At 30.0% G+C, this 23,002-nt stretch carries 20 protein-coding genes; 5 read left to right on the top strand and 15 right to left on the bottom strand.

The window, feature by feature from the left end; translation table 11 throughout:
* Positions 1-9 precede the first annotated feature (9 nt).
* The 3 genes from K0040_RS20710 to K0040_RS12985 form a co-directional block, all read right to left on the bottom strand.
* Entirely contained in the window at positions 10-138 is a 129-nt protein-coding gene (locus K0040_RS20710) for a hypothetical protein (protein WP_265588880.1), read from the bottom strand.
* Positions 139-237: 99 nt separating this feature from the next.
* Positions 238-429, bottom strand: a complete 192-nt coding sequence (locus tag K0040_RS21495) for an iron chelate uptake ABC transporter family permease subunit (RefSeq protein ID WP_369123730.1) — start codon at positions 427-429, stop codon at positions 238-240.
* Positions 430-920: 491 nt separating this feature from the next.
* Positions 921-1,418: a cupin domain-containing protein gene (locus K0040_RS12985; protein ID WP_228109204.1), complete on the bottom strand. Its 498-nt coding sequence runs from the start codon at positions 1,416-1,418 to the stop codon at positions 921-923.
* Positions 1,419-1,935: 517 nt separating this feature from the next.
* Here K0040_RS12985 and K0040_RS12980 point away from each other — a divergent pair.
* Together K0040_RS12980 and K0040_RS12975 are read left to right on the top strand one after the other, a co-directional pair.
* Positions 1,936-2,685 carry an ABC transporter ATP-binding protein gene (locus tag K0040_RS12980; protein WP_228109203.1) on the top strand — a complete coding sequence of 250 codons (750 nt, stop codon included), beginning with the start codon at positions 1,936-1,938 and terminating at the stop codon, positions 2,683-2,685.
* Positions 2,675-3,493: an ABC transporter permease gene (locus K0040_RS12975; RefSeq protein WP_228109202.1), complete on the top strand. Its 819-nt coding sequence runs from the start codon at positions 2,675-2,677 to the stop codon at positions 3,491-3,493. The genes K0040_RS12980 and K0040_RS12975 overlap by 11 nt, the downstream gene beginning before the upstream one ends.
* Positions 3,494-3,530: 37 nt before the next feature.
* Here the strand turns inward: K0040_RS12975 and K0040_RS12970 are convergent, their stop codons facing one another.
* The 4 genes from K0040_RS12970 to K0040_RS12955 all read right to left on the bottom strand — a co-directional run bounded on the left by K0040_RS12970 (position 3,531) and on the right by K0040_RS12955 (position 8,385).
* Positions 3,531-4,490 (bottom strand): ABC transporter permease, encoded by a 960-nt coding sequence (locus tag K0040_RS12970; protein WP_228109201.1) that lies wholly within the window; start codon positions 4,488-4,490, stop codon positions 3,531-3,533.
* The gene (locus K0040_RS12965) at positions 4,490-5,638 is read right to left on the bottom strand and encodes an ABC transporter permease (RefSeq protein ID WP_228109200.1); all 1,149 of its coding nucleotides are present in this window, start codon (positions 5,636-5,638) and stop codon (positions 4,490-4,492) included. The genes K0040_RS12970 and K0040_RS12965 overlap by 1 nt, the downstream gene beginning before the upstream one ends.
* Positions 5,631-7,175, bottom strand: coding sequence for an ABC transporter ATP-binding protein (locus tag K0040_RS12960; RefSeq protein ID WP_228109199.1), 1,545 nt, complete (start codon positions 7,173-7,175; stop codon positions 5,631-5,633). The genes K0040_RS12965 and K0040_RS12960 overlap by 8 nt, the downstream gene beginning before the upstream one ends.
* Before the next feature lie 130 nt (positions 7,176-7,305).
* The gene (locus K0040_RS12955) at positions 7,306-8,385 is read right to left on the bottom strand and encodes a BMP family lipoprotein (RefSeq protein WP_228109198.1); all 1,080 of its coding nucleotides are present in this window, start codon (positions 8,383-8,385) and stop codon (positions 7,306-7,308) included.
* Between the two features lie 238 nt (positions 8,386-8,623).
* Between K0040_RS12955 and K0040_RS12950 the strand changes: the two genes are divergently transcribed.
* The 3 genes from K0040_RS12950 to K0040_RS12940 all read left to right on the top strand — a co-directional run bounded on the left by K0040_RS12950 (position 8,624) and on the right by K0040_RS12940 (position 11,798).
* A complete protein-coding gene (locus K0040_RS12950; RefSeq protein ID WP_228109197.1) occupies positions 8,624-9,631 on the top strand; it encodes an LCP family protein in 1,008 nt (335 codons plus the stop codon).
* A 54-nt stretch (positions 9,632-9,685) separates the two neighbouring features.
* On the top strand, positions 9,686-10,663 hold the full coding sequence (locus K0040_RS12945; protein WP_228109196.1) for an LCP family protein: 978 nt from the start codon (positions 9,686-9,688) through the stop codon (positions 10,661-10,663).
* Positions 10,664-10,763: 100 nt separating this feature from the next.
* On the top strand, positions 10,764-11,798 hold the full coding sequence (locus tag K0040_RS12940) for an ABC transporter substrate-binding protein (protein ID WP_228109195.1): 1,035 nt from the start codon (positions 10,764-10,766) through the stop codon (positions 11,796-11,798).
* Positions 11,799-11,872: 74 nt separating this feature from the next.
* Here K0040_RS12940 and K0040_RS12935 read toward each other — a convergent pair whose 3' ends face one another.
* From K0040_RS12935 to hfq, 8 genes are all read right to left on the bottom strand, one after another.
* A complete protein-coding gene (locus tag K0040_RS12935) occupies positions 11,873-15,370 on the bottom strand; it encodes a molybdopterin-dependent oxidoreductase (protein ID WP_228109194.1) in 3,498 nt (1,165 codons plus the stop codon).
* A 17-nt stretch (positions 15,371-15,387) separates the two neighbouring features.
* Positions 15,388-17,136 (bottom strand): NADH-quinone oxidoreductase subunit NuoF, encoded by a 1,749-nt coding sequence (locus K0040_RS12930; RefSeq protein ID WP_228109193.1) that lies wholly within the window; start codon positions 17,134-17,136, stop codon positions 15,388-15,390.
* A gap of 14 nt (positions 17,137-17,150) precedes the next feature.
* The gene (gene nuoE, locus K0040_RS12925; protein ID WP_228109192.1) at positions 17,151-17,660 is read right to left on the bottom strand and encodes an NADH-quinone oxidoreductase subunit NuoE; all 510 of its coding nucleotides are present in this window, start codon (positions 17,658-17,660) and stop codon (positions 17,151-17,153) included.
* Between the two features lie 600 nt (positions 17,661-18,260).
* Positions 18,261-19,127, bottom strand: a complete 867-nt coding sequence (locus K0040_RS12920) for a kinase (RefSeq protein WP_074916558.1) — start codon at positions 19,125-19,127, stop codon at positions 18,261-18,263.
* Positions 19,128-19,231: 104 nt separating this feature from the next.
* Positions 19,232-19,933, bottom strand: a complete 702-nt coding sequence (locus tag K0040_RS12915) for a DUF554 domain-containing protein (RefSeq protein ID WP_074916557.1) — start codon at positions 19,931-19,933, stop codon at positions 19,232-19,234.
* Positions 19,934-19,959: 26 nt separating this feature from the next.
* Positions 19,960-21,057, bottom strand: a complete 1,098-nt coding sequence (locus K0040_RS12910; RefSeq protein WP_228109191.1) for an SIR2 family protein — start codon at positions 21,055-21,057, stop codon at positions 19,960-19,962.
* A 207-nt stretch (positions 21,058-21,264) separates the two neighbouring features.
* The gene (locus K0040_RS12905) at positions 21,265-22,545 is read right to left on the bottom strand and encodes a methionine gamma-lyase family protein (RefSeq protein ID WP_228109190.1); all 1,281 of its coding nucleotides are present in this window, start codon (positions 22,543-22,545) and stop codon (positions 21,265-21,267) included.
* Positions 22,546-22,695: 150 nt separating this feature from the next.
* Positions 22,696-22,944 (bottom strand): RNA chaperone Hfq, encoded by a 249-nt coding sequence (hfq, locus tag K0040_RS12900; RefSeq protein ID WP_074916554.1) that lies wholly within the window; start codon positions 22,942-22,944, stop codon positions 22,696-22,698.
* Positions 22,945-23,002: the final 58 nt, after the last annotated feature.

Below are 23,002 nucleotides of genomic sequence, written 5' to 3'. Positions count from 1 at the left end.
ATAGCATTTTCAGTTAATTTTTTTATATTGTTCATCACTTAAGTCAGCATAATAGAATAATTTATAGAACTCTTTTGTTTTTTCTTTTAAATCGTAATTAAATTCTTCTGGATAAAGAGTTTCAGATAACAAGATCATTCCCAAATGGTACACCAATAAATTAAGTTAATATTCCTATAAGTATTTCACTAATCCATAAATTTTTAGACACATTATCTACCAAAAATAAAAATGATGCTACAAATAAACAAAATTATTTCCAACTAATTTTTTAGATAAATGTGGTATCACAAGATCAATCCAACCGATCATTCCACTTACTGCTACACTGGCAGAAGTTAAAAGCGTTGCACATATAATAGTTATAAATCGTATGAGCTTGGTGTTTATACCCATTGTTCTAGCTTCGTCTTCTCCAACTGTTAATATGTTTACTTGCCAACTAATACAAAGTAGGAGGTATTGGTATTAAAGAAAATATAATTACCTTGCTACGTTTAATACTTTTATTCACTTATTTTGGCCCCCTTTACTTATTACTATTTTCATAACAGTATATATTTTATTTATCACCCCCATTTGTATAACTTCTTAATATTTTTCAAGTAATACCTCTTAAATTTTTCATATATTTTTTATCCTTTTAACGTAAGCATGTTACTGTTCATCGCCTTTCGTAATGTTTATTGTAACTAATTTCTGTAAAACTTTTATTCAACAGAATGAGAACTTCAAGTTATTTATAAAAAAAATAGCCTAGGTCTGTTTTTCAGACCTAGGCTATTTTTACATTACTTTATTCTCTTGACTCTTTTAAAACTTCTTGAAGTGAAATTTATCTTTAAAATATACGTAAAAAGATCTTTATAATTCTGTGAACAGTTTTGAGATGACTCTTAAAGAATCACCTTTATTAATTACTATCTTGTTAATTTAATAATAGCATCTTTATGTTGAGGGTATTTATTTAAAAGATATTCTCTTTCAAATAACTCAAAGTCTTCAAATTGAAATCCAGGGGAAACCATACATCCAACAAGAGCATATCCTGGATTATTCATGGCAGAACCAAATATATAGTTTTTACGAACTAAAACTTGAGGCTTTTCTCCATTTTCAATATCTAGTCCAAGCTTTTCTTCTGTAAGTTCACCTTCAGGAGAAATCATATATATTGTTAATGGAGAACCTGCTTGGTAATACCACATTTCATCAGATTTAAGTCTATGAAAATTTGAAACTTCTCCATCTCTTAATAAAAAGTAAATACTCGACCATAATTTTCTAACGCCTTTAAAGTTCACATCTAAGTCATTATCTGTAATAGTTTGTTCAGAAACAAATGTTTCTTTGTAAAATCCACCTTCTGGGTGAGAATTCATATTTAATTTTTCAATAAAATAATCTGCTGTATACATTTTTCAAACTCCTTTTAATCTTCTCTTTTGTATTAATGTGTAAATTCAATTATAAATTTTTATGATTATATATAAAATTGGTGTATGTATAATTTCTATTATAATACTAGGGATAACTTTGATTAATTATACCAATTATTGGCTGTATATTCTAATTATATTTTCATATGTTAAATCTTTACTAACAATATTATGCACTACTTGACTACGTTTGTATATATATTATAAGCATAAATTTGTAATCATAATCTTTTTGAGAATTTAAATCATGTATGTAACTGAGTAAATACATTGAATACCTACGATGTACAAATCTATAAATGTTCTTACCTTTTGATTAAATACAATTTGAACATACTTATATCTTGAGCAACTTAATATCACTACAAATATCCAGACTATTTTATTTCTGTTAGTGTATAGTTAAGTGATTATTAATTCTCTAAATTTTGGTACAAATACTAACCCCAATTAATACTATAATGTATAGTCTTTAAACTTCATGGGGGTGACTTAAATGGAGGAGATTATCAAAGTTACTGACCTCTGTAAAAATTTTTATTCAAAAGAAGGAGAACTTCAAGTTCTTCAAAATATTAACTTCTCTCTTCAACAAGGAGAAATTTTGTCACTACTAGGGCCATCTGGCTCTGGAAAATCAACAATACTAAATATTCTTACGAAACTTTTACAACCAACAAGTGGTGATGTTGTTATTAATGGAACCATTGGTTATATGTTCCAAAGAGATCATCTCTTAGAATGGCGTAGCATCATGGATAACATTACCATAGGTCTTGAAGTACAAAAAAACAAAGACCCTAAAGCAATCGAAAGAGTTGAAAAATTATTAAAAACTTATGATTTGTGGGATTTTAGAAATATGTATCCTAAAGAATTATCAGGAGGTATGAGACAAAGAGTGGCACTTATTCGTACATTGTCAGTTGACCCTGATGTTCTTTTACTTGATGAAGCATTTTCCGCACTAGATTATCAAACAAGATTGCTTGTAAGTGATGATGTTTATAGAATAATAAAAAATGAAAACAAATCTGCTATTTTAGTAACTCATGATATAAGTGAAGCTATAGCTATGGGAGATAAGGTAGCAGTACTATCAAAGCGTCCTTCTACTATTAAAAGTGAATGTGACATAGACTTAGGACTTGGAGAATCTAGAACACCATTTGAGTGTCGTAAAGTTCCTAAATTTCAAACTTACTTTGACTTATTATGGAAGGAGCTAGATAATAATGAGATTTAAAGATAAATCAGTCGAATACGAAAAATATTTAAAAGATGTTAAAATCAGAAAAATTAAAATATTAGTAATACAAATTGTTTTACTAATAGGTTTCTTTATTATTTGGGAAGTATTAGCTAACAATAATATTATTAGTACTTTTTTATTTAGTAAACCTTCTGATATTTATAATCTATTTATATCTTATGTTTCGAACGGATTATTAATTAAACATATAGGTATATCAGTTTATGAAACAGTTCTCGGTTTAGTTATTGGTAGTACTTTAGGTATAATTATAGCCATTATGCTATGGTGGTCAGATACTCTAGCTAAAATATTAGACCCATTCTTAGTAGTTCTTAATGCATTACCTAAAACAGCCCTTGCTCCTATTATAATTGTATGGGTAGGCGCAGGAGTTGGGGGTATCGTAGTTACAGCTGTTGCTATTTCCATTGTTATTACTATATTATCTGCATATAATTATTTTAAAAATATGGACGAAGAAAAAATTAAAATGTTAAAAAGTTTTGGGGCTACAAAGAGTCAAATTCTTTTTAAGCTTATTTTACCTGGTAATATAGGAAATTTAATAAATCTAACTAAAATAAATATTGGTATGGCTTGGGTAGGTGTTATAGTCGGCGAATTTTTAGTATCAAGATATGGTATAGGTTATTTAATTGTCTATGGAAGCCAAGTATTTAAGTTAGATGTAGTAATGATGGGTGTATTTGTACTTGCAGTTTGTGCTTGGGGTATGTATGAAATTGTTAATCTAATAGAAAAGTTTTATTATTATAGACAAAGAAAAATTAAAGGATAGAAAAAGTATTGCTTTTTAAGCAATACTTTTTCTTTATCTATCTACTTCCCTTATCATAAGGCTTTGCCACTGCCCTTGGTGCTTGTGATGATTTTGACGTGAAAGCTAGTACTATTAAAGTTGCCATAAAAGGAATCATTTTATATACATCACTAGGTATATTTAAACTTGATAGTAAAGGTATAACTGAATATGCTGATGCGATAGTCTTCATTAAACCAAAGAAAAATGCTGCAAATAATACTCTTAAAGGTTTCCATTGACCAAAAATCATAACAGCCAAAGCTAAGAAGCCATATCCAGAAACTGTAGCATTAAAATTCGTAGAAGTTGGTATTACAAATACTAAACCTCCAAGTCCTGCAAGGGCACCAGAGATTACTACTCCTGCATAACGCATTTTATAAACATTAATCCCTACTGAATCAGCTGCTTGAGGATGCTCTCCACAAGCTCTAAGTCTAAGTCCAAATTTCGTTTTATATAATACTATAATCGCTATTACTAAAATTGATAAACCGATATATGTAGTTATATAGCAATTCTTAAAGAACAAATCTCCTAGTATTGGTATATCTCCTAATATAGGAACTGAAGGAATTCTAAAAGTATTATCAAATGTAATTTGTTGTACTCCATTTGTTTGAATCATTCTAGCTGCATAAATAGCAAAAGCTGGAGCAAACATATTTAAAGCCGTTCCACCTATAATTTGGTCTGCTTTCATATTTATTGCTGAGTAAGCAAGTAACAGTGAAAATATCATACCTGTTATTATTGCAATAAGTATTGCCATTATTAATAGTAATTGACCACTCATTTTATCTTGCATTTTATTTATAAATAAAATACTTGTGAAAGCACCCATAATCATAATTCCATCTAAGGCTATATTTGTAACTCCACCTCGTTCAGTAAATACTCCTCCAAGTGCAACTATTAATAAAGGTATGGAAAAGAACATTGTTTGTTGTACTATTAAAAATAGTATATCCATTACTCTTCACTCCCTTCAGCAGCTTCTATAATTTCTTTTTTTAAATCTTTCTTTTTCAATATTTTAGGTAATATGGATTTGAAAAATAATGCAAAAGCACTAAAGTAAATAATACAAGCTATAATTATATCAATTACTTCCGGCATAAAGTTAAGTGTTTGCAGGTAGTTTCCACCTAAAGTTAAGTAAGAAATAAATATTGCAGAAAATATTATACCTATAGGATTTGATAAAGCAAGTAAGGCAACTGGTATTCCATTAAATCCTTCTATAGCTAAAACATCTACAACTTTAATATGTCTGCCGTTTGCTCCTGATAAATAAAGCAATCCTCCGCCAAGTCCTGATAAAGCTCCTGATATTACCATAGATAAAATAATGTTTCTCTTTTCATTTATTCCCGCATATTTACTTGCACTTGAATTAAATCCACAAGCCTTTAACTCATATCCAAATATAGTCTTATTTAAGATAACATAAATTAAAATAGCCACAATAATAGCAATTAGGATTCCTCCATTTACTGTAGAAATATCTTTGTAGGTGCCTGTAACGTTGACAAATACATTGTCTAACCCCCATTTGGGTAAATCCGCACTTTCTAAACAATTTTGAGACATGGACTTGTTAGAATCATATATATAAAGTTTAACTAACATATTACATAAATACATCCCAATATAATTCATCATAATAGTTGAAATGACTTCATGCACATTATAATAAGCTTTTAATATACCAGGAATCAATGCCCAAAGTCCTCCTACAACTGCTGCAGCCAGCAGTGCTACTATCCAATGAAAAGGTACTGGTAAAAAAGTACACTTAACACCTACAAGCACTGCTGCAAACGCGCCCATTATAAATTGCCCTGGGGCACCTATGTTAAATAGTCCTGTTTTAAATGCAAATCCTACTGAAAGACCAGTTAGTATTAATGGTGTGGCAAAATAAAGAACTTGTCCAACACCTTTTGCTCCTGTACTAAATCCACCTTCCAAAATTATGCCAAATCCTCTTACAGCTTGTGATGGATTACTTATTAATAAAACAATAAATCCAAAAGCAAGTCCTATTAATATGGCAAATATAGAAGACATTGCACTATTGAACCCATCACTTCGTATTAGTTTATTTAACTTATTCATGGGCGCTCACCTCACTTGTAATTTGTGTTTTAGATCCAGCCATATATAAACCTAATTCTTGAACTGTTACTTCTTCAGGTTTTAAGTCTGCAACAATTTTACCTTCATAAATTACTAGTATTCTATCACTTAAATTCATAACTTCATCAAGTTCAAGAGATACAAGTAAAATCGCTTTTCCTTTGTCTCTTTCTTCGATTAGCTGATTATGTATATACTCTATTGCTCCAACGTCCAGCCCTCTAGTAGGCTGTACTGCAATTAATATTTCTGGATCTAAATCAACTTCTCTAGCTATAATTGCCTTTTGTTGGTTACCTCCAGACATGCTTCTCGTAGTAGTTTTGTTACCTTTACCACTTCTTATATCATATTGATTTATTAATTTATTTGTATATTCATCAACACTTCTAAAATTTATAAATCCTTTATTTTGATAGTCTTTCGTAAAATATCTTTTTAACATAAGATTTTCACCTAAGGAATACTCTAAAACTAGCCCATCTTTATGTCTATCTTCCGGTATATGTGCCATTCCTTTAATATTTCTTTTTCTAACACTTTCATTAGTGATATCACTTCCATTTAAATAAACGCATCCACTACTTATGGGACCAAGTCCTGTTAAAGCATATACTAATTCAGATTGACCATTTCCATCAATTCCTGCAATGCAAACTATCTCTCCTTTTTTAACATTAAAGGACACATTGTCAACCAACATCTTACTATTACCTTTTGAATTAACTGATAAGTTTTTTACTTCCAACGCAGTTTCACCAATTTGTGGCATACTTTTTTCTATTTCTAAATTTACCTTACGCCCTACCATCATTTCAGAAAGCTCTTCTTTTGTAACTTCACTAACTTTAACTGTATCGATATACTTTCCTTTTCTAAGAACTGTACATCTATCTGATACTGCTTTTATTTCATTTAATTTATGAGTAATAAATAAAATGGATTTTCCTTCCTTAGCCAAGCTTTTCATTATTTTCATTAATTCTTCTATCTCTTGAGGAGTAAGCACTGCCGTTGGTTCATCAAATATCAAAATTTCATTATCTCTATATAACATTTTTAATATTTCTACACGTTGTTGCATTCCTACTGTTATGTCCTCTATAATGGCATCTGGCTCAACCATCAGCCCATATTTTTGTGATAAGTCTATAACCCTTTTTCTAGCATCCTCCATTTTTAACATCCCATGACTAGTAGTTTCTACCCCTAGAATTATATTTTGTAATACAGTAAAATTATGAACTAACTTAAAGTGTTGGTGAACCATTCCAATGCCTAGTTCATTTGCATCGTTTGGATCCTTAATATTTACAACCTCTCCATTTTTTTTTATTACACCTTTTTCTGGTTGGTATAAACCGAACAGTACACTCATTAGCGTAGATTTTCCTGCTCCATTTTCACCCAATAAAGCATGTATTTCTCCTTTTTTTAGTTGTAAAGTAATATTGTCATTAGCTATTATTCCAGGAAATTCTTTAGTTATATTTAGCATTTCTATTATATGTTCCATAGATATCTCCTTACTAATTATTTGTTTATTATAATTATACAAGAAAAAAAGTTTATTTACAATTTATGGAAATTATTCATTAAAAAATCAGTTCCTAAGAACTGATTTTTTACTTATTTATAAAATAAATTTATTTTACAACTTTTACAGATACAACACCAACATTTAAATCTGTTGCTTTTTGAATATCGTCTTTTTGAAGTTTTATTTTGCCATCTGCTAAATTTTTGTAAACTTTATCATAATCTGCTTTAGTGAATTTTTCAAACTTAGAAGTTTCCATAGGAAGCATAACGCCATCCTTGTCTGCACCAAGAACTAAAGATTGCCCTCCTGGGAACTTGTTATTATAATATGCATCTAATGTTTGTTCAACAGCTGATGATAAACCTTTCATTGCAGAAGTTATTACTGTATCAGACTCACTACTTTGGTCAACGTCAACACCTATAACTTTCTTGCCTTCTATTGATTCAGCTGCTGACATTACAGAGTTTCCTACAGCACCACCAGCTGCAAATATTACTTCAGTTCCATCAGTATACCAAGATGAAGCTAATGTTTGTACTTCTGGTGTAGCATCAAATCCACCAGTATAATGGTATTTAATATCTACTTTATCTAATTTTAACTCTTTTGCAGCAGCGTCAGCACCTTGTACAAAACCGTATCCAAAACGAGTTACAGCAGGTACTGCCATTCCACCCATAAATCCAAGTTTTGTATAACCTTCTTTAACAGCTGCATAACCTGCCAAATAACCAGATTGCTCTTCTGCAAATACTATACCTACAGTATTATTATTTGTTTTGTAATCTTTCATATCTTTATCATGTGGATTACCATCTATTAGTATAAAGTGTACATCTGGGTATTTGTCTTGAGCTATGTATATAGGCTCTTCAAATAAAAATCCTGGAGTAACTACTACTTTTGCACCGCCCTTAACAGCTAACTCTATAGCTGCTAAATATGCATCTGTAGATTGTTCTGTTGGTTTATAATACTCATGAGAAATATTATGTTCTTTAGCATAAGCTTCTATTCCCTCCCAAGTACCTTGGTTAAATGACTTGTCATCAATTGTTCCTATATCAGTTATCATTGCTATTTCTTTACCCTCACTACTAGTTTCATTTGATGATGAACTACACGCAACTAAACCAAGTCCTAGGACACAAGATAGTAAAATAGATAAGATCTTTTTCATTCCTTAAATTACCCCCTCTTATTTTTTTGACTTATAGTCAATATAATTATATTCCATTTTTTACCATTTAGAAAGGGGTTACGAATATTTTATTAAATAACTTTAATTAATATAATTAAAATTTAAAAGGTATAAAAAAGTAATCTATTGGAAAAAAATTCAATTATTTCTTGCCCTAATATACTTGTATTGGTATAATTCTTACTATAAATAAATATAATCAGATTGGGTGATGGAAATGTCAAAATACAAAAAAATTATTATTTGTATAATATCCCTTATTGTCATAATACCAGTGTCAGTATATGGATATTTACAATACAAACTGAAAGATGTAACAGTATCATCAACTTACAAATCTAAAATTAAAGAAGTTGATGGTATAACTAATATTTTATTACTTGGAACAGATGGTAGAAAAGATGAAACTGCTTTTAGAACAGATTCTATGATTATTCTTACTCTTGATAATAACAATAAAAATATTAAACTTACTTCTTTAGCAAGAGATACTTATGTCAATATACCAGGTAGAGATAAAGGTAAATTGAATGCTGCATATTTTTGGGGAAAAGAAAATCTTTTGTTTGAAACAATTGAAAATGAATTTGGTATAGGTCTAGATAAATATGTAATTGTGGACTTTACTTCTTTAATGGACATTATTTATGCTCTAGATGGAGTAGAATTAGATGTTAAAGAGTCAGAAATAAAGGAAATTAATAAATTTATTCCTGAGTGCTATAAGTTCTGTGAAAATCCTAATAAGGGAGAAATGAAACTAATAGAATCATCAGGTAAACAAACATTAAATGGTTATCAAGCTTTATCTTACAGCCGTATTAGAAAAGCCGATAGTGCTATACTTAGAGATGGTAGACAAAGAAAAGTTATTAATGCCATTATGAAAAAATACCAAGATGTATCTTTTACAAAATATCCACAACTAATAGATGCTCTAACACCATATATTAAAACAAATTTAACATCTAACGACATTACTAGTCTTGCACTTACAGGACACAATATTTTAACTGGAAAATCACTTAAAGAAACTTTAAGAGAAGGGGAATTCCCTATTACAGATGAAATACATTCAAAAGGTGGAATATATGGCAAATCAGGTTGGGTATGGGTATATGATACTAATTCCACATGTGTATTAAGAGATTTTATATACAAAAACATAGACATGAAAGATAATGAATATTTACTTAACAATGATAACATCTCTTTAAATTATTAAAATTTTATATTCAAATTCTATTTGAAACTTTGAATATTTAAAAGGAGTGTAAATATGTCTCGTGGGAAAAAAATTGTCATAGCTTTAGTTTTAGTACTTTTATTATTGCCCATGGCTGTTTTTGGGTTTCTTTATTACAAAATAAATAATATAGATACTAATGAACAAGTCGATGGAGTTACCAACATATTATTACTGGGAACTGATGGTAGAGAAAATGAAAGCGCCTATAGATCTGACTGCATGATGATACTTACTATTGATAATACACATAAAAGTGTAAAGTTAACTTCTTTAGCCCGTGATACATATGTTGAAATACCTGGAGAAGGTATGGGCAAGCTTAATGCATCATACTTTTGGGGTAAAGAACAGTTATTGTTTAAAACCATAAAAAATGAATTTGGAATAGAGATTGATAAATTTATCCAAATTGACTTTGAAGGGTTGATGGATGTAATAACAAAACTTGGAGGAGTGGAAGTAGATATTTCTAAAAAAGAAATGAAGGCTGTAAATAAATTAATACCTTCCACATATGAATCTTATAACAATCCTGATAAGGGTGAAATGAAATTAATTTCAGGTTCTGGTGTACAAACATTAACTGGTTATCAAGCTATATCTTATTGTAGAATTAGAGATATAGACAGTGCCATTTACAGAGATGGCAGACAAAGAAAAGTTATTATGGGGGTAGCATCAAAATTAAAAAGTCTTTCTTTATCTGAATATCCAAAATTAATAAAATCTTTACTTCCTTGTGTAAGTACTAATATGGGATCTATTGAATTATTAAATCTTGGAACATCAGCTTATAATATTTTATCTAAAGATAGTACAATTAAACAGGGACAATTCCCTATTATAGATGAAGTACACTCTAAAGGTGGAAAATACAAAAATGCTGGCTGGGTTTGGTTATATGATAAAAATTCAGTAGTAGTTTTAAAACAATTTATTTTTGATGATATACCAATGGAAAACAATAAATATTTAAGTGAAAAAAATAAAATAGAACTAAATAATTAAATTTTTAGAGAACATATATAATATATGTTCTCTTTTTTGTAACATAAAGATCACCTATTAAATATAATATATTATCGTTAATTTATAGGGGGATATATATATGCATAAAAAGATTATTGCTCTGGCAAGTGCTCTTTCTTTAGGCGCGTGCTGTCTTACTGGCTGTGCTTCAAATAACCAATCTACAAAGGATAAAAAGTTAGATAAGGTTACTGTAGCAGAAGTAACACACTCTGTTTTCTATGCACCTCAATACGCAGCAATTACACAAGGATTTTTTGAAGAAGAAGGAATTGAAATAGATTTAATAGATGCACAAGGTGCTGACAAAACTATGGCAGCTTTAATTTCTGGAGAAGCTGATATTGGTCTTATGGGTCCTGAAGCTTCTATATACGTGTATAAACAAAGTAGCGATGATTATGCTATTAACTTTGCGCAATTAACAAAGAGAGACGGAAGTTTCATAGTGTCTAGAGAAAAAAATGATAATTTTACTTATAAAGATTTAGCAGGAAAAGAAATTCTAGGTGGAAGAGCTGGTGGAGTTCCTTTAATGACATTGGAATATTTGTTAAAAAATGAAGGTTTAACTATTGGCGAAAAAACATCAAAAGACCAAGTTAATGTTAGAACAGATATTCAGTTTGGCGTAATGGCAGGAGCATTTGCTGCTGGTGAAGCTGATTATACCACTGCATTTGAACCTACAGCAACTCAGCTAGTAAAAGAAGGTGCAGGATATATTGTAGCATCTGTTGGCAAAGATGCTGGTGAAATACCTTTTACTTGTTACAGTGCTACTAAATCCTATATGGATAAGAATTCAGACTTAATACAAAGATTTACTAATGCCCTATATAAAGGTCAAAAATGGGTCCAACAAGCTTCTGATGAAGAAGTAGCTAAAGCTATGCAACCATTCTTTGAAGACACTTCTTTAGAAGATCTAATAGTTGTAGCACAAAAGTATAAAGAAATTGATGCATGGTCATCTGATCCTCTTCTAAAGGCAGACAGCTTAAACAGATTAATGGATGTTATGATCGAAGGTGGAGAATTAAACGAGAAAGTACCATATGATTCAGTAGTAACTACAACTTATGCTGAAAAATCTATTAAAAATGTAAAATAATCCAATTTAATTTCTATAATACAAGAGCCACCCTATTAAAGGGTGGCTCCATTATTTATATAGAATACGCCATATTATTTTACTTGTTTAGGTAATCTTTCATTTATAACATTCATTAAATTATCTGTACAATTATGAACATTTACAAATTCACCATCATCTACCACTACAAATTTAGCATCAACTGGCGATAATACATTTCCGTATATTTCCCCAAGTTTTGCGTATTTATATTTTGGTAAAACATCTTCCATTTCAACACTTATATCAGCAGTATCTCTATAGTTAAAGTCTACTTCGTATACATGAGCTATTTCAGCTGCAACTTCATAATTAGATAATACATTTTCATCTATTGCTGCATTTACGTTTTGTATTCTTCTTTCTGTGTTAGTAAATGTTCCATTTACTGACGCAAAACCAGTACCTGGTATAATAACATCAGCTATATCACAAGTTTCAGTCATATGAGTATCTAAAACCATTAAGAATTCTAAATTAGATAAATTAACATGAGGATTTTCTCCAAAGCATAGAAGTCCTTTAACACCTTCCATAGCCTCTGCTCCAGCTTTTATTCCCATATCAATCAATCCTTGAGAATTGTTTTTAGCTTTTATTTGAAGTACACCATCTCTAGGTGATCCTATATGTCCTGAAAGTAGGGCAATATTTCCTATCATAGTAGCAACTTCAACTGAAACTACATTTTGTTGGAATACAAGCATTGCTTTTTTAGCTGTAGCATAAGCATTTGCTATTTCTTTTATTTCATCACTTACAGAAATATTCTCTAGTGAAGCTTTGAATTGTTCAAAGTTATCCATTGAAGAAACTTTACCCATTTCTATTAATGCCTTGGCCATTTCTTTAACAACACTTAAATCATTTTCTACATATACAACTTTTGTAGCAAAATCAAAGTTATTTACTTCATATCCTTTAGGATTTATAACATATACTTTTGCTCCTTGCTCAGCTGCTTGTTTTAACTTAAGTTGAATAACTGGATTATTTTCCATTACAAATCCGAAAGTAACTATTACATTTGTAGCTAATAATTCATCCATTGTATTAGGTGAAGCATCTAATCCTAATACTTTTTCTAATCCGCTTTCAACATTATTGAAGCAAAGCGTTTTCGCTCCCATAGTGTCTGCTAATTTTTTCATTACATAGGCTTCTTCATTTGTAAATCTATCTGATATGGCAACTGCAACAGCATCTTTACCATATTTAGCTGCTATACTCTCCGCTTTCTTAGCAGTAAGTACTAGTGCTTCATGATAATCAGCTTCTCTAAATCCATCTTCACATTTTATAAGTGGATTAGCTAATTTTCCTTCTAATACTGAACAATCAAATCCCCATTTACCCTTACCACATAGAAGGCCTCTATTTACAGGACCATTTTTATCTGGATTAGATTTAATTAGCATGTCTCCATATGATTCTAAATGTAGAGAACATCCTACTGAACAGAATGAACATGTTGTATCAGTAACATCTGTTGCAAGAGGAACTTCTTTTACCACACTTTGTCTTTCTTGAAGTGCTCCTGTTGGACAAACACTTACACACTGACCACAAGACATACACCCAGACTCAGCTAAAGGTTTTTCAAGTGATGGTTTAACAACAGTATCAAATCCTCTATCAACAAGTCCTAGAGCTCCAACACCCATAACTTCATCACAAACTCTTACACAAAGTCCGCAAAGTATACATTTGTTAGGGTCTCTTACGATAAATGGATGATCATCTTCAAATTCTATTACATTTTTATCTCCAGCTAATCTTTCTGGATGAACATCATATTCATTAGCGTAATCTATTAACTTACATTCGAAGTAATCATGACAACCACACTCTAAACATCTAGAAGCATCTTTTACTGCTTGTTCTTCGTCATATCCAAATACTACTTCAGTAAAGTTATCTTTTCGCTCTTCAGCTTCTAATTGATCCATAACTGGTCTACACATTCTTTCCCTATCTTCAAATGTTTTTTCAGTTATATCAAATCTTTCAACAACAAATGGTTTCTCATATTTTAATACTTCTCCGTTTAAATAAGCATCTATAGATTCTGATACTTTTTTCGCATCTGCTATGGCTTCTACAGCTATTGATATCTTATCATTACCACAGTCACCACCAGCAAATACACCTTCCTGTGACGTCATAAATGTATCTTTATCATAAGCTATAGCATTTTTTCTAGTCTTATCCATACCTTCAAATTTAGAAGCATCTACTGCTTGACCTATAGCTAGTATCATAGTATCTATATCTATAGTTTCAGTTTTTCCTTCTACTGGCACTGGTTTTCTTCTGCCTGATGCATCAGCTTCACCTAACTCCATAACTTGAAGTACTACTTGTTTAACTTTTCCATTCTCGTCTGCAATAACTTCTATAGGATTAGTTAAGTTTTTGAAGATTACTCCTTCTTCCTCAGCTTCAACTATTTCTACCATGTCAGCTGGCATTTCATTTTTAGTTCTTCTATATATATTATAAACTTTTTTAGCTCCTAGTCTTACAGCAGTTCTACAAGCATCCATTGCAGTATTACCACCACCAACTATAGCTACATTTTCACCAAGTTTTATTTCTTCATTTCTAACAACTTTTCTAAGGAAATCTATACCACCTATAACACCTTCACTATCTTCACCTTTGCATCTAACACCAGTAGATACCCAAGCACCTATTCCAAGAAGTACAGCGTCATAATCTGCTTTTATAGTTTCAAATGGTATATCAACACCAACTTTAGTATTAGGTATCATTTTAACACCCATACTTTCTATTAATGCTATTTCTTCATCTAGTACAGCCTTTGGAAGTCTGTACTCTGGTATACCATAACGAAGCATACCACCAAGTTTAGGCATTGATTCAATTATAGTTACACTATGACCCATTTGTCTTAAGAAATATGCAGCAGATAGCCCCATTGGTCCACCACCTATGATGGCAACATTCTTACCAGTTTCTTCTGCTATTTCTGGTATAAATGGATTTTCACTTTCTAAATCTTTATCAGCAGCAAATCTTTTTAACCAAGCTATAGACACTGGTTCTTCCACAAGTTTTCTTCTACAGTTTTCTTCACATGGATGAGGACATACTCTACCAATAGCTGCTGGTAGTGGAATCTTATTTTTTATTAATTCAATAGCTGCGTCATATTCTCCATTTGCTATTAAACCCACGTATCCTTGGCAATCAGTGCCTGCAGGACATGCTAGAGCACATGGAGGTCTACAATCTCCCACGTGATTAGATAGTAATAACTCTAAATTTGTTTTTCTTGATTCTATAACTCTGCTTGTGTTAGTTTTTATTATCATATTAGGTGATATTTCAGTAGCACAAGCCTTTACCATTTTTGGCATTCCTTCTATTTCAACTACACATAAACCACATGAACCATATATTTTAGTTCTTTCATCGTAGCATAGAGTAGGAATGAAAACATCATTTTCTCTTGCAACTTCAAGAATTGTTTGACCTGGTAATCCAAATACTTCTTTTCCGTCTATATTTAATCTGAATTTATTCATATTATCATCCTCCTCCCCTAGTCTCTAACTATTGCGCCGAATTTACAAGTTTCTTCGCACTTACCACATTTTATACATTTATCGTGATCTATTACATGCATTTCTTTCTTTTCACCTGATATAGCTTCAACTGGACATTTTTTAGCACAAGCCCTACATCCTTTACAATCTTCAGTTATATTAAATGTAATTAAAGCTTTACATGATTTAGCTGTACATTTTTTATTGTAAATATGATCTTCATACTCATTTCTAAAATATTTAATAGTTGTAAGAACTGGGTTAGGAGCAGTTTGACCTAGACCACACATAGAACCATCTTTTATTTTTACTGCCAATTCTTCAAGAAGCTCTATATCTCCATCCTTACCTTTACCTTTAGTGATTCTCTCTAATATTTCAAGCATTCTCTTAGTACCAACTCTACAGTAGTTACATTTACCGCAAGATTCTTTTCTAGTAAAATCAAGGAAATATCTTGCCATGTCAACCATACATGTAGTTTCGTCCATTACAATCATACCACCAGAACCAACTATAGCCCCAGTTTTATTAATATTTTCATAATCAACAGGAGTTTCTATTAAAGCAGATGGTATACATCCACCAGATGGTCCACCCATTTGAACTGCCTTAAATGCTTTATCTTTTTTAATTCCTCCACCTATTCCAAATATAACATCTTTTAGTGGAAGACCCATAGGCACTTCAACTAGTCCACCTTTTTTAATTTTACCAGCAAGAGCAAATACTTTTGTCCCCTTGCTCTTTTCAGTTCCCATTGAACCAAATGCAACTCCACCATTTACTATTATCCAGGCAACGTTAGCATAAGTTTCAACGTTATTTATATTTGTAGGTTTTTGCCAATATCCTTTTTGTGCTGGGAATGGTGGCTTAAGTCTTGGCATACCTCTCTCACCTTCAAGAGAAGCTATAAGTGCAGTCTCTTCACCACAAACGAATGCTCCAGCACCTGCTTTTATTCTTAAATCAAAATCAAATCCTGATCCAAATATGTTTTTGCCAAGAAAACCTTTTTCTCTAGCTTGTGCCATAGCTATTTCAAGTCTATGTATAGCAAGAGGGTACTCAGCTCTAACATATATAACACCTTCAGTAGCCCCCATTGCATATCCACCAATTATCATACCTTCTATAAGTGAATGAGGGTCACCTTCTAGAACAGATCTATCCATAAATGCACCTGGGTCACCTTCGTCTGCATTACACACTATGTATTTTTGATCTGCTTTATTTTGTAAGGCTGCATTCCACTTAAACCAAGTAGGGAATCCTGCTCCGCCTCTACCTCTAAGTCCTGAAACTTTTATTTCTTCTATTACATCTTCTTGTGTCATTGAAGTTACTACTTTTTTAGTAGCTTCATATCCACCTACTGCAACGTATTCTTCTATTTTTTCAGGATTTATTAAACCACAGTTTCTAAGTACAACTCTTTGTTGTTTTTCTATAAATAATTTATCCTCATCTGATATTGCTAAATCAGTAGCTATTTCCCCATTAACAATATGTTTTTCTATTATTTCTAAAACGCATTCTGGTTTTACCTTTACATATCTTGTCATTACTTCATCATCGTCATATACATCTACAATTGGCTCTAGATAACAAGTACCTACACAACCAGTAATATCAACCTTAACATCTAGGTTTTTTTCTTTTATAAGTCTCTCAAATTCTGCTGCTGTCTTTTTTGCTCCAGTTGCAACACCGCAACTACCTTGACCGATTATAACTTTCATTACTATTCACCCCCCTATGATCTTTCTCTAATTTCTGTTAATATTTCTTTAACAGAATCTTTAGTTAAGTTTCCATAAGTTTCATCACCATCTGCACTTTTAACCATCATAACAGGTGCTAATGAACAACATCCTAAACATGCAACATTATTTAAAGTAAATAATCCATCTTCTGTCGTTTGGCCGTCTTGAATATTTAAAAATTCACAAACAGCTTCTTCAATCATTTCAGATCCATTTACATGGCATGCAGTTCCTTGACATAACATTATTAAATACTTTCCTATTGGTTGCAATCTAAATTGCGCATAGAATGTGGCAACACCATATATTTTGGCAGTTTTTATACCTGTCGCCTCTGAAATATAATTCATGGCATCAATTGAAATATATCCATAGATATCTTGAGTTTTTTGTAAAATAGTTATCAAACTTCCAGGTACTTTGGCATATTTGTCTAATACGGGATCAAGCTCTTTGAAGTCTTGACATTTATCAGTCCCGCAACAGCATTTTTCACTCATTTAATTTACCCCCTATTTAAAAATTGTATCTTTATTAGGTATATGTACTACTAATAATAATATTAGCAAAAAAAGGAAATTATAGCAAACATAAAACTTGTAATTTTGTTATTTATTTAACCGTTTTTTAGGTTTTTATATCTTTTCTTCAAGTATTTTTTTATTATGCTTTATTATCAGAATTTTTTGTAAAAATAATAGTTTAATTAACGCATATTTTATAATAAGAATTAACAATATTATTCTATTTAGTAATTAATTATTTTAATCAATAATATTACTACTTTATAGGGAAATTTAATAAAAATAAACAATAATACTATATTTACTTTTATTTTATTTGTATATTAATCATTTTTACTTTAAATATTATTTTATTAAATAAAATTCTCACTTTTAGTAATTATTATAAATAATTATATACGTCAGTATAAGTAGCATATTAATCAAAGTAAATATTATTAATTTTAACAATAAAACTATCTTGCATATGTATTTATTAAATAAATTAACTAAATAAAATATTAACCTAATTTACAAAAGTTTTTTGAATTTTTTAAATATACAAAAAGCTTCTACTTAATAAGTAGAAGCTTTTTTCTATGCATTTTCAAAAGTATATATAGCATCAATTCTAGTTATAAATATACTATCATCTTTACAGCCTATATATTTTGCATACTTTTTAACTTTTTCTTTTGCAGTGTCAATATCAACCACACCTACATCCATCAATTCTTTTATGTACATGTCCATTAAAAAACTTTTATATTCTTTTAAATCAAATCCTAAGTATGTTGCTAGACTTTCTATTTCTCCTGAAAAATCACCATCTTCTTTGATAAGAAACTCATAAACTTCTTTTCTATATGGATTTGACATTATAATCTTTTGTACTACCTTACATCCATCTAACTTGCTAATAAATCCATCTTTATAGTTATTAAAAAGAGCATTGGATTGTCTAATAGATTTTTTGTCTATATAAGAATTAACTTCTGTTACACCATTATCTATTAGAGCATCTAAAACAGCAAGATGTACACTAAAACAATCTTCATAAAGATATCCGCAAAGTTTAGATATTACTGGTTTAATATCAAATAGCTTTATATTTTTTTTATTTTTAGAATTTGATAAATCTCTAGTTACGTTATTAAAAAGTCTTTGAAAATCTAAATACTTATTACAATATAACTCTTTAAACAAATTAAAATCAATTGTTATAATATTATATCCAACAAGAGTTTCTACACCCTTTCTTATTACCTCACAAACTAAATTTTGACCATATTCTAAGTGCTTTTCACTTATGTGTCTAGTATTTGTTACACTGTCCAAACAGTAATCCATAAATTGTTTAGAACACTCATCTCCATACAATTTAAAATTTTTTCTAATTGTGTTATACTCATCTCTTTTTTCATCAAATTTTATTATTGCTCCGTTTATATCAAAAGTTATCATTTAGTTCCCCCTCCTAAAAATCAAATATTAATTCATTTTATTACTAAATATTTGATTTTAAGAGTTATATTCCTTCCAAATAAATAATTTGTCTAAAACTTCTTCTAAATAATGTTGAAAATCCCCATAATTATAGGAATAAACATAGCTGGTAGCATATTTGCAACTTTTATATCACATGCTTTAATCATGTTTAATCCCATAGCCATAATTAACAAACTACCTACACAGGTCATATATGTTATAACACTGGTACTTAGTATATTTGATAAGCCAGAAGCTCCTATTGTAATTATTCCTTCATATAAAAAAACAGCTATACTTGATAATAATACTCCTACACCCATTGATGCAGCAAAGAATATGGAAGAAATTCCATCTAGTACAGATTTTGCTAATAAAACAGAATTGTCATTTGAAAGTCCGCTTTGTATAGAACCAACTACCGCCATAGCTCCTACACAAAATAACAAACTAGAAGAAACAAAGCCTTTTGATATTTTATTCTCCTCACTTGAATCCGATATATTTTTTTTAGAAAATTTTTCATTTAGATATGAACCTAATTTATTCAACAAATTGTCTATATCAATTAATTCACCTATGATTATACCAATAGTCATAGAAATTATTACATATAATGGATTATCTCCTTTTAATGCCCCAGAAATGCCCATATATATAACTACAAGTGCTAATCCATCCATTATAGATTTGTCTAATCGCTTAGGTATTCCTTTATTTATTATTAAACCTAGTAATCCTCCAAAAACTATGGCTAAACTATTTACTATTACTCCAAACATCCCTTTTCCCCCTAATATTTTTAATACTACATTTCATTATTTTTTATAAGACTTATATATTTATTAGGATTCATGGCAAAATCCTGAAAGGAATCATTAGTAAAAATAATATCTTCACCCAAAAATCTTTTATATCTCATTTCTTCTTTTTTTAATGCTGAAGTTAATTTATTTTCATGATTATTAAATACAATTATCTTTAAAGGCTTTTTATTTCTACTAGTCTGAACTCTTTTTAACATATATTTAATATGAATATCCGCCTCTGGAAAGGAATATCCACAAAAGATAATCAAATCAGCTTTTCTTAATGAAGCTTCTGCTTTGTTCCATACACTACTTAAATAAACATTAGACATGTTCTTAAAATATGTAGGTGGAACTATTATTGGAATTGTACGCTCATTGCAATTCAAGCAAGTAGCTTCATCTTGGTTATTTAAAATCCTCATTACACCACCTTCATATGGAGTAAGTGTTAAACTTGAACATATGGGACAGTATAACCAATTTAGCGAACCATGTATCTTATACAATTTTATAGTTTTTCCACAAGGTCTTTTCCAAGAGCTATTCTTAAAATTAAAATTAGCAAAATCTACTCCATAATCTAGCATTGCAGGCATCTTTTCTTTATTATACAATTTAGAAATTGTATTATCTATATGAATATCATAATTTGCACTTATAAAAGTAGTATTTAGCAATTGATCTTTTTCCAATAAATTATTTAATAATAATTCATGATATTTATTGCTTGATTTTGCCGCATTGTTAATTGAATTTGCAGTTAATAATACTAAGTATTGTCGTAAAATATTAATTGAGCCACTTCTATTGTTATAAGTATCTGTTCCAAAGTTTTTAAACGATTCTCTTCTTTGTTCTGCCATATCCAAAATACCAATCACTTCTTCAAACGTTGGAAAGTTAACCTTATCTATATCATCAAGTAAAACGTCAATATTAAAAATTTCTTTAAAAAACTCTCTAAGATTTGTATTCATTTTGCTATATGGATGCAAAGGAAGACTGTTCTTAAAATAATTAGAAAATAATTCATTTTGTATAGGTAAATTTTCTGCTGCAGAAGCTCCCGCTCCTAAAAAAACACATATTTCCATATGATTAAACACCCTCTATCCCTTAATATATAAAAAATTCGCTTCACTACTGCTTCAGGCAACGACTTTGCTCAAAAATACATTTTCTAAATGAGTTGATATAACTTAATTTAAGAGTATATCAACAGCGTAAATGGAACTATAATTTCCTAACATGTAAAAAAGTCTTAATACAATTATATATTAAGACTTTTTTAAATTATTATTCTATTTATTTATTTTTTTAATATATTCTACTGCTTTTAATGTTCCCATTTTGGAGTGATCAAATGTAAGCCCACCTTGGAAATAAACATTGTATGGTGGTCTTATTGGGGCATCAGCACTAAGTTCTATTGATGAGCCTTGAATAAATGCGCCTGCTGCCATTATTACTTCATCTTCATATCCTGGCATTGCCCATGGTTCTGGTTTTACATAAGAATCAACGGGAGCTGCAGCTTGTACACCTTGACAAAAGGCTATAACTTCCTCTGCATTTTTAAGTCTTACAACTTGTATAATATCACTTCTTAGATCATCATATTTTGGAAGTACATCGTATCCTAATTTTTCAAACATTCTAGCACAGTATATTGCACCCATTACAGCTTGTGATGTAACATATGGCGCCATGAAAAATCCTTGTAGTACATTTCTTGTAGTTCCAAATGTTAAACCACATTCTTTTCCTATACCTGGTGTAGTCAATCTGTAAGATATCATTTCAACTAAATCTTTTCTACCTGCTATGTAGCCACCTGTTAAAGCTAGTCCACCACCTGGATTTTTGATTAAAGAACCAGCCATAATATCAGCTCCTACTTCAGTAGGTTCTTTTGTATCTAAAAATTCACCATAACAGTTATCTACCATAACTATTAAGTCTTTATTAACTGATTTAACCACTTCTATAGCTTCTTTTATATCTTCAATTGATAAAGATTTTCTCCAAGAATATCCTTTTGATCTTTGTATCATTACTAATTTAGTTTTTTCATTTATTTTTTTCTTAACACCTTCTAAGTCGATATTCCCATCTGGCAAGAAGTCAACGTCTTTATATGTAACACCAAATTCTTTAAGAGATCCTTTTTCTTCTCTTATTCCTATTACACCTTGTAGAGTATCATAAGGCTTTTCTGTAATTGATAATATCTCATCCCCTGGCCTAACTATACCTTGGATACATAAACTTAAAGCATGAGTTCCGTTTACTATTATTGGCCTAACCAAAGCATCTTCTGCTTTAAATACATCTGCAAATATTTCTTCTATTTTTTCACGACCAATATCATTATATCCATATCCTGTTGTCCAGTTAAAATGGTTATCACTTAAATGAGCTCTTTGCATAGCTCTTAATACTTTATATTGGTTAAATTCCCTTATTTGTTTTATTTTTTCAAATTGATCGTTTATATCTTCCATTACTTCATTAGATAAATCAAAAGTTTCATCATCTAATCCGTAATATTCTTTTAATAATTCACTTGTCTCTTTAAGCACTTAATTTCACCTATTTTCTTTTATTTGTCACTTTAAAAATTTTATCATAGTAAAAATTTAAGTTCAAGATTTAAAGGAAAATAATTAAAAAAGGCACTTATATTAACCTATAATTTTTGTAGGTTAGTATAAGTACCTTTTATATTTAAATTACTTTGTATTATTTGGGTTTGTGTTTTGTATGTTTATGCTTTTGCCTGGTACTATTGTAGAAACTGCATGTTTATAAATTAGGTTTTGTTGTTTATTTTCACCCTCTATTAATACTATATAACTATCAAATCCCTTTACATAACCTTTAACTTGAACACCATTCATTAAATATATTGTTACAGGTATTCTTTCTTTTCTAGCATTATTTAAAAATAAATCTTGTAAATTTAAAGCAGTATTTTTCATTAACAATATCCTCCCGACTAAATTATATTAAATTAACTCTTTATCTATAAACAATCAT

Source organism: Terrisporobacter petrolearius (assembly GCF_020748185.1).
Classification (GTDB): domain Bacteria; phylum Bacillota; class Clostridia; order Peptostreptococcales; family Peptostreptococcaceae; genus Terrisporobacter; species Terrisporobacter petrolearius.
This window is presented reverse-complemented; position numbering and strand designations above follow the sequence as displayed.

Bases quoted from the DNA above. Each gene is read 5' to 3' on its own strand.
- K0040_RS20710 (WP_265588880.1), bottom strand. From the start codon at position 138: ATGATCTTGTTATCTGAAACTCTTTATCCAGAAGAATTTAATTACGAT.
- K0040_RS12985 (WP_228109204.1), bottom strand. From the start codon at position 1,418: ATGTATACAGCAGATTATTTTATTGAAAAATTAAATATGAATTCTCAC.
- K0040_RS12980 (WP_228109203.1), top strand. From the start codon at position 1,936: ATGGAGGAGATTATCAAAGTTACTGACCTCTGTAAAAATTTTTATTCA.
- K0040_RS12975 (WP_228109202.1), top strand. From the start codon at position 2,675: ATGAGATTTAAAGATAAATCAGTCGAATACGAAAAATATTTAAAAGAT.
- K0040_RS12970 (WP_228109201.1), bottom strand. From the start codon at position 4,490: ATGGATATACTATTTTTAATAGTACAACAAACAATGTTCTTTTCCATA.
- K0040_RS12965 (WP_228109200.1), bottom strand. From the start codon at position 5,638: ATGAATAAGTTAAATAAACTAATACGAAGTGATGGGTTCAATAGTGCA.
- K0040_RS12960 (WP_228109199.1), bottom strand. From the start codon at position 7,175: ATGGAACATATAATAGAAATGCTAAATATAACTAAAGAATTTCCTGGA.
- K0040_RS12955 (WP_228109198.1), bottom strand. From the start codon at position 8,385: ATGAAAAAGATCTTATCTATTTTACTATCTTGTGTCCTAGGACTTGGT.
- K0040_RS12950 (WP_228109197.1), top strand. From the start codon at position 8,624: ATGTCAAAATACAAAAAAATTATTATTTGTATAATATCCCTTATTGTC.
- K0040_RS12945 (WP_228109196.1), top strand. From the start codon at position 9,686: ATGTCTCGTGGGAAAAAAATTGTCATAGCTTTAGTTTTAGTACTTTTA.
- K0040_RS12940 (WP_228109195.1), top strand. From the start codon at position 10,764: ATGCATAAAAAGATTATTGCTCTGGCAAGTGCTCTTTCTTTAGGCGCG.
- K0040_RS12935 (WP_228109194.1), bottom strand. From the start codon at position 15,370: ATGAATAAATTCAGATTAAATATAGACGGAAAAGAAGTATTTGGATTA.
- K0040_RS12930 (WP_228109193.1), bottom strand. From the start codon at position 17,136: ATGAAAGTTATAATCGGTCAAGGTAGTTGCGGTGTTGCAACTGGAGCA.
- nuoE (WP_228109192.1), bottom strand. From the start codon at position 17,660: ATGAGTGAAAAATGCTGTTGCGGGACTGATAAATGTCAAGACTTCAAA.
- K0040_RS12920 (WP_074916558.1), bottom strand. From the start codon at position 19,127: ATGATAACTTTTGATATAAACGGAGCAATAATAAAATTTGATGAAAAA.
- K0040_RS12915 (WP_074916557.1), bottom strand. From the start codon at position 19,933: ATGTTTGGAGTAATAGTAAATAGTTTAGCCATAGTTTTTGGAGGATTA.
- K0040_RS12910 (WP_228109191.1), bottom strand. From the start codon at position 21,057: ATGGAAATATGTGTTTTTTTAGGAGCGGGAGCTTCTGCAGCAGAAAAT.
- hfq (WP_074916554.1), bottom strand. From the start codon at position 22,944: ATGAAAAATACTGCTTTAAATTTACAAGATTTATTTTTAAATAATGCT.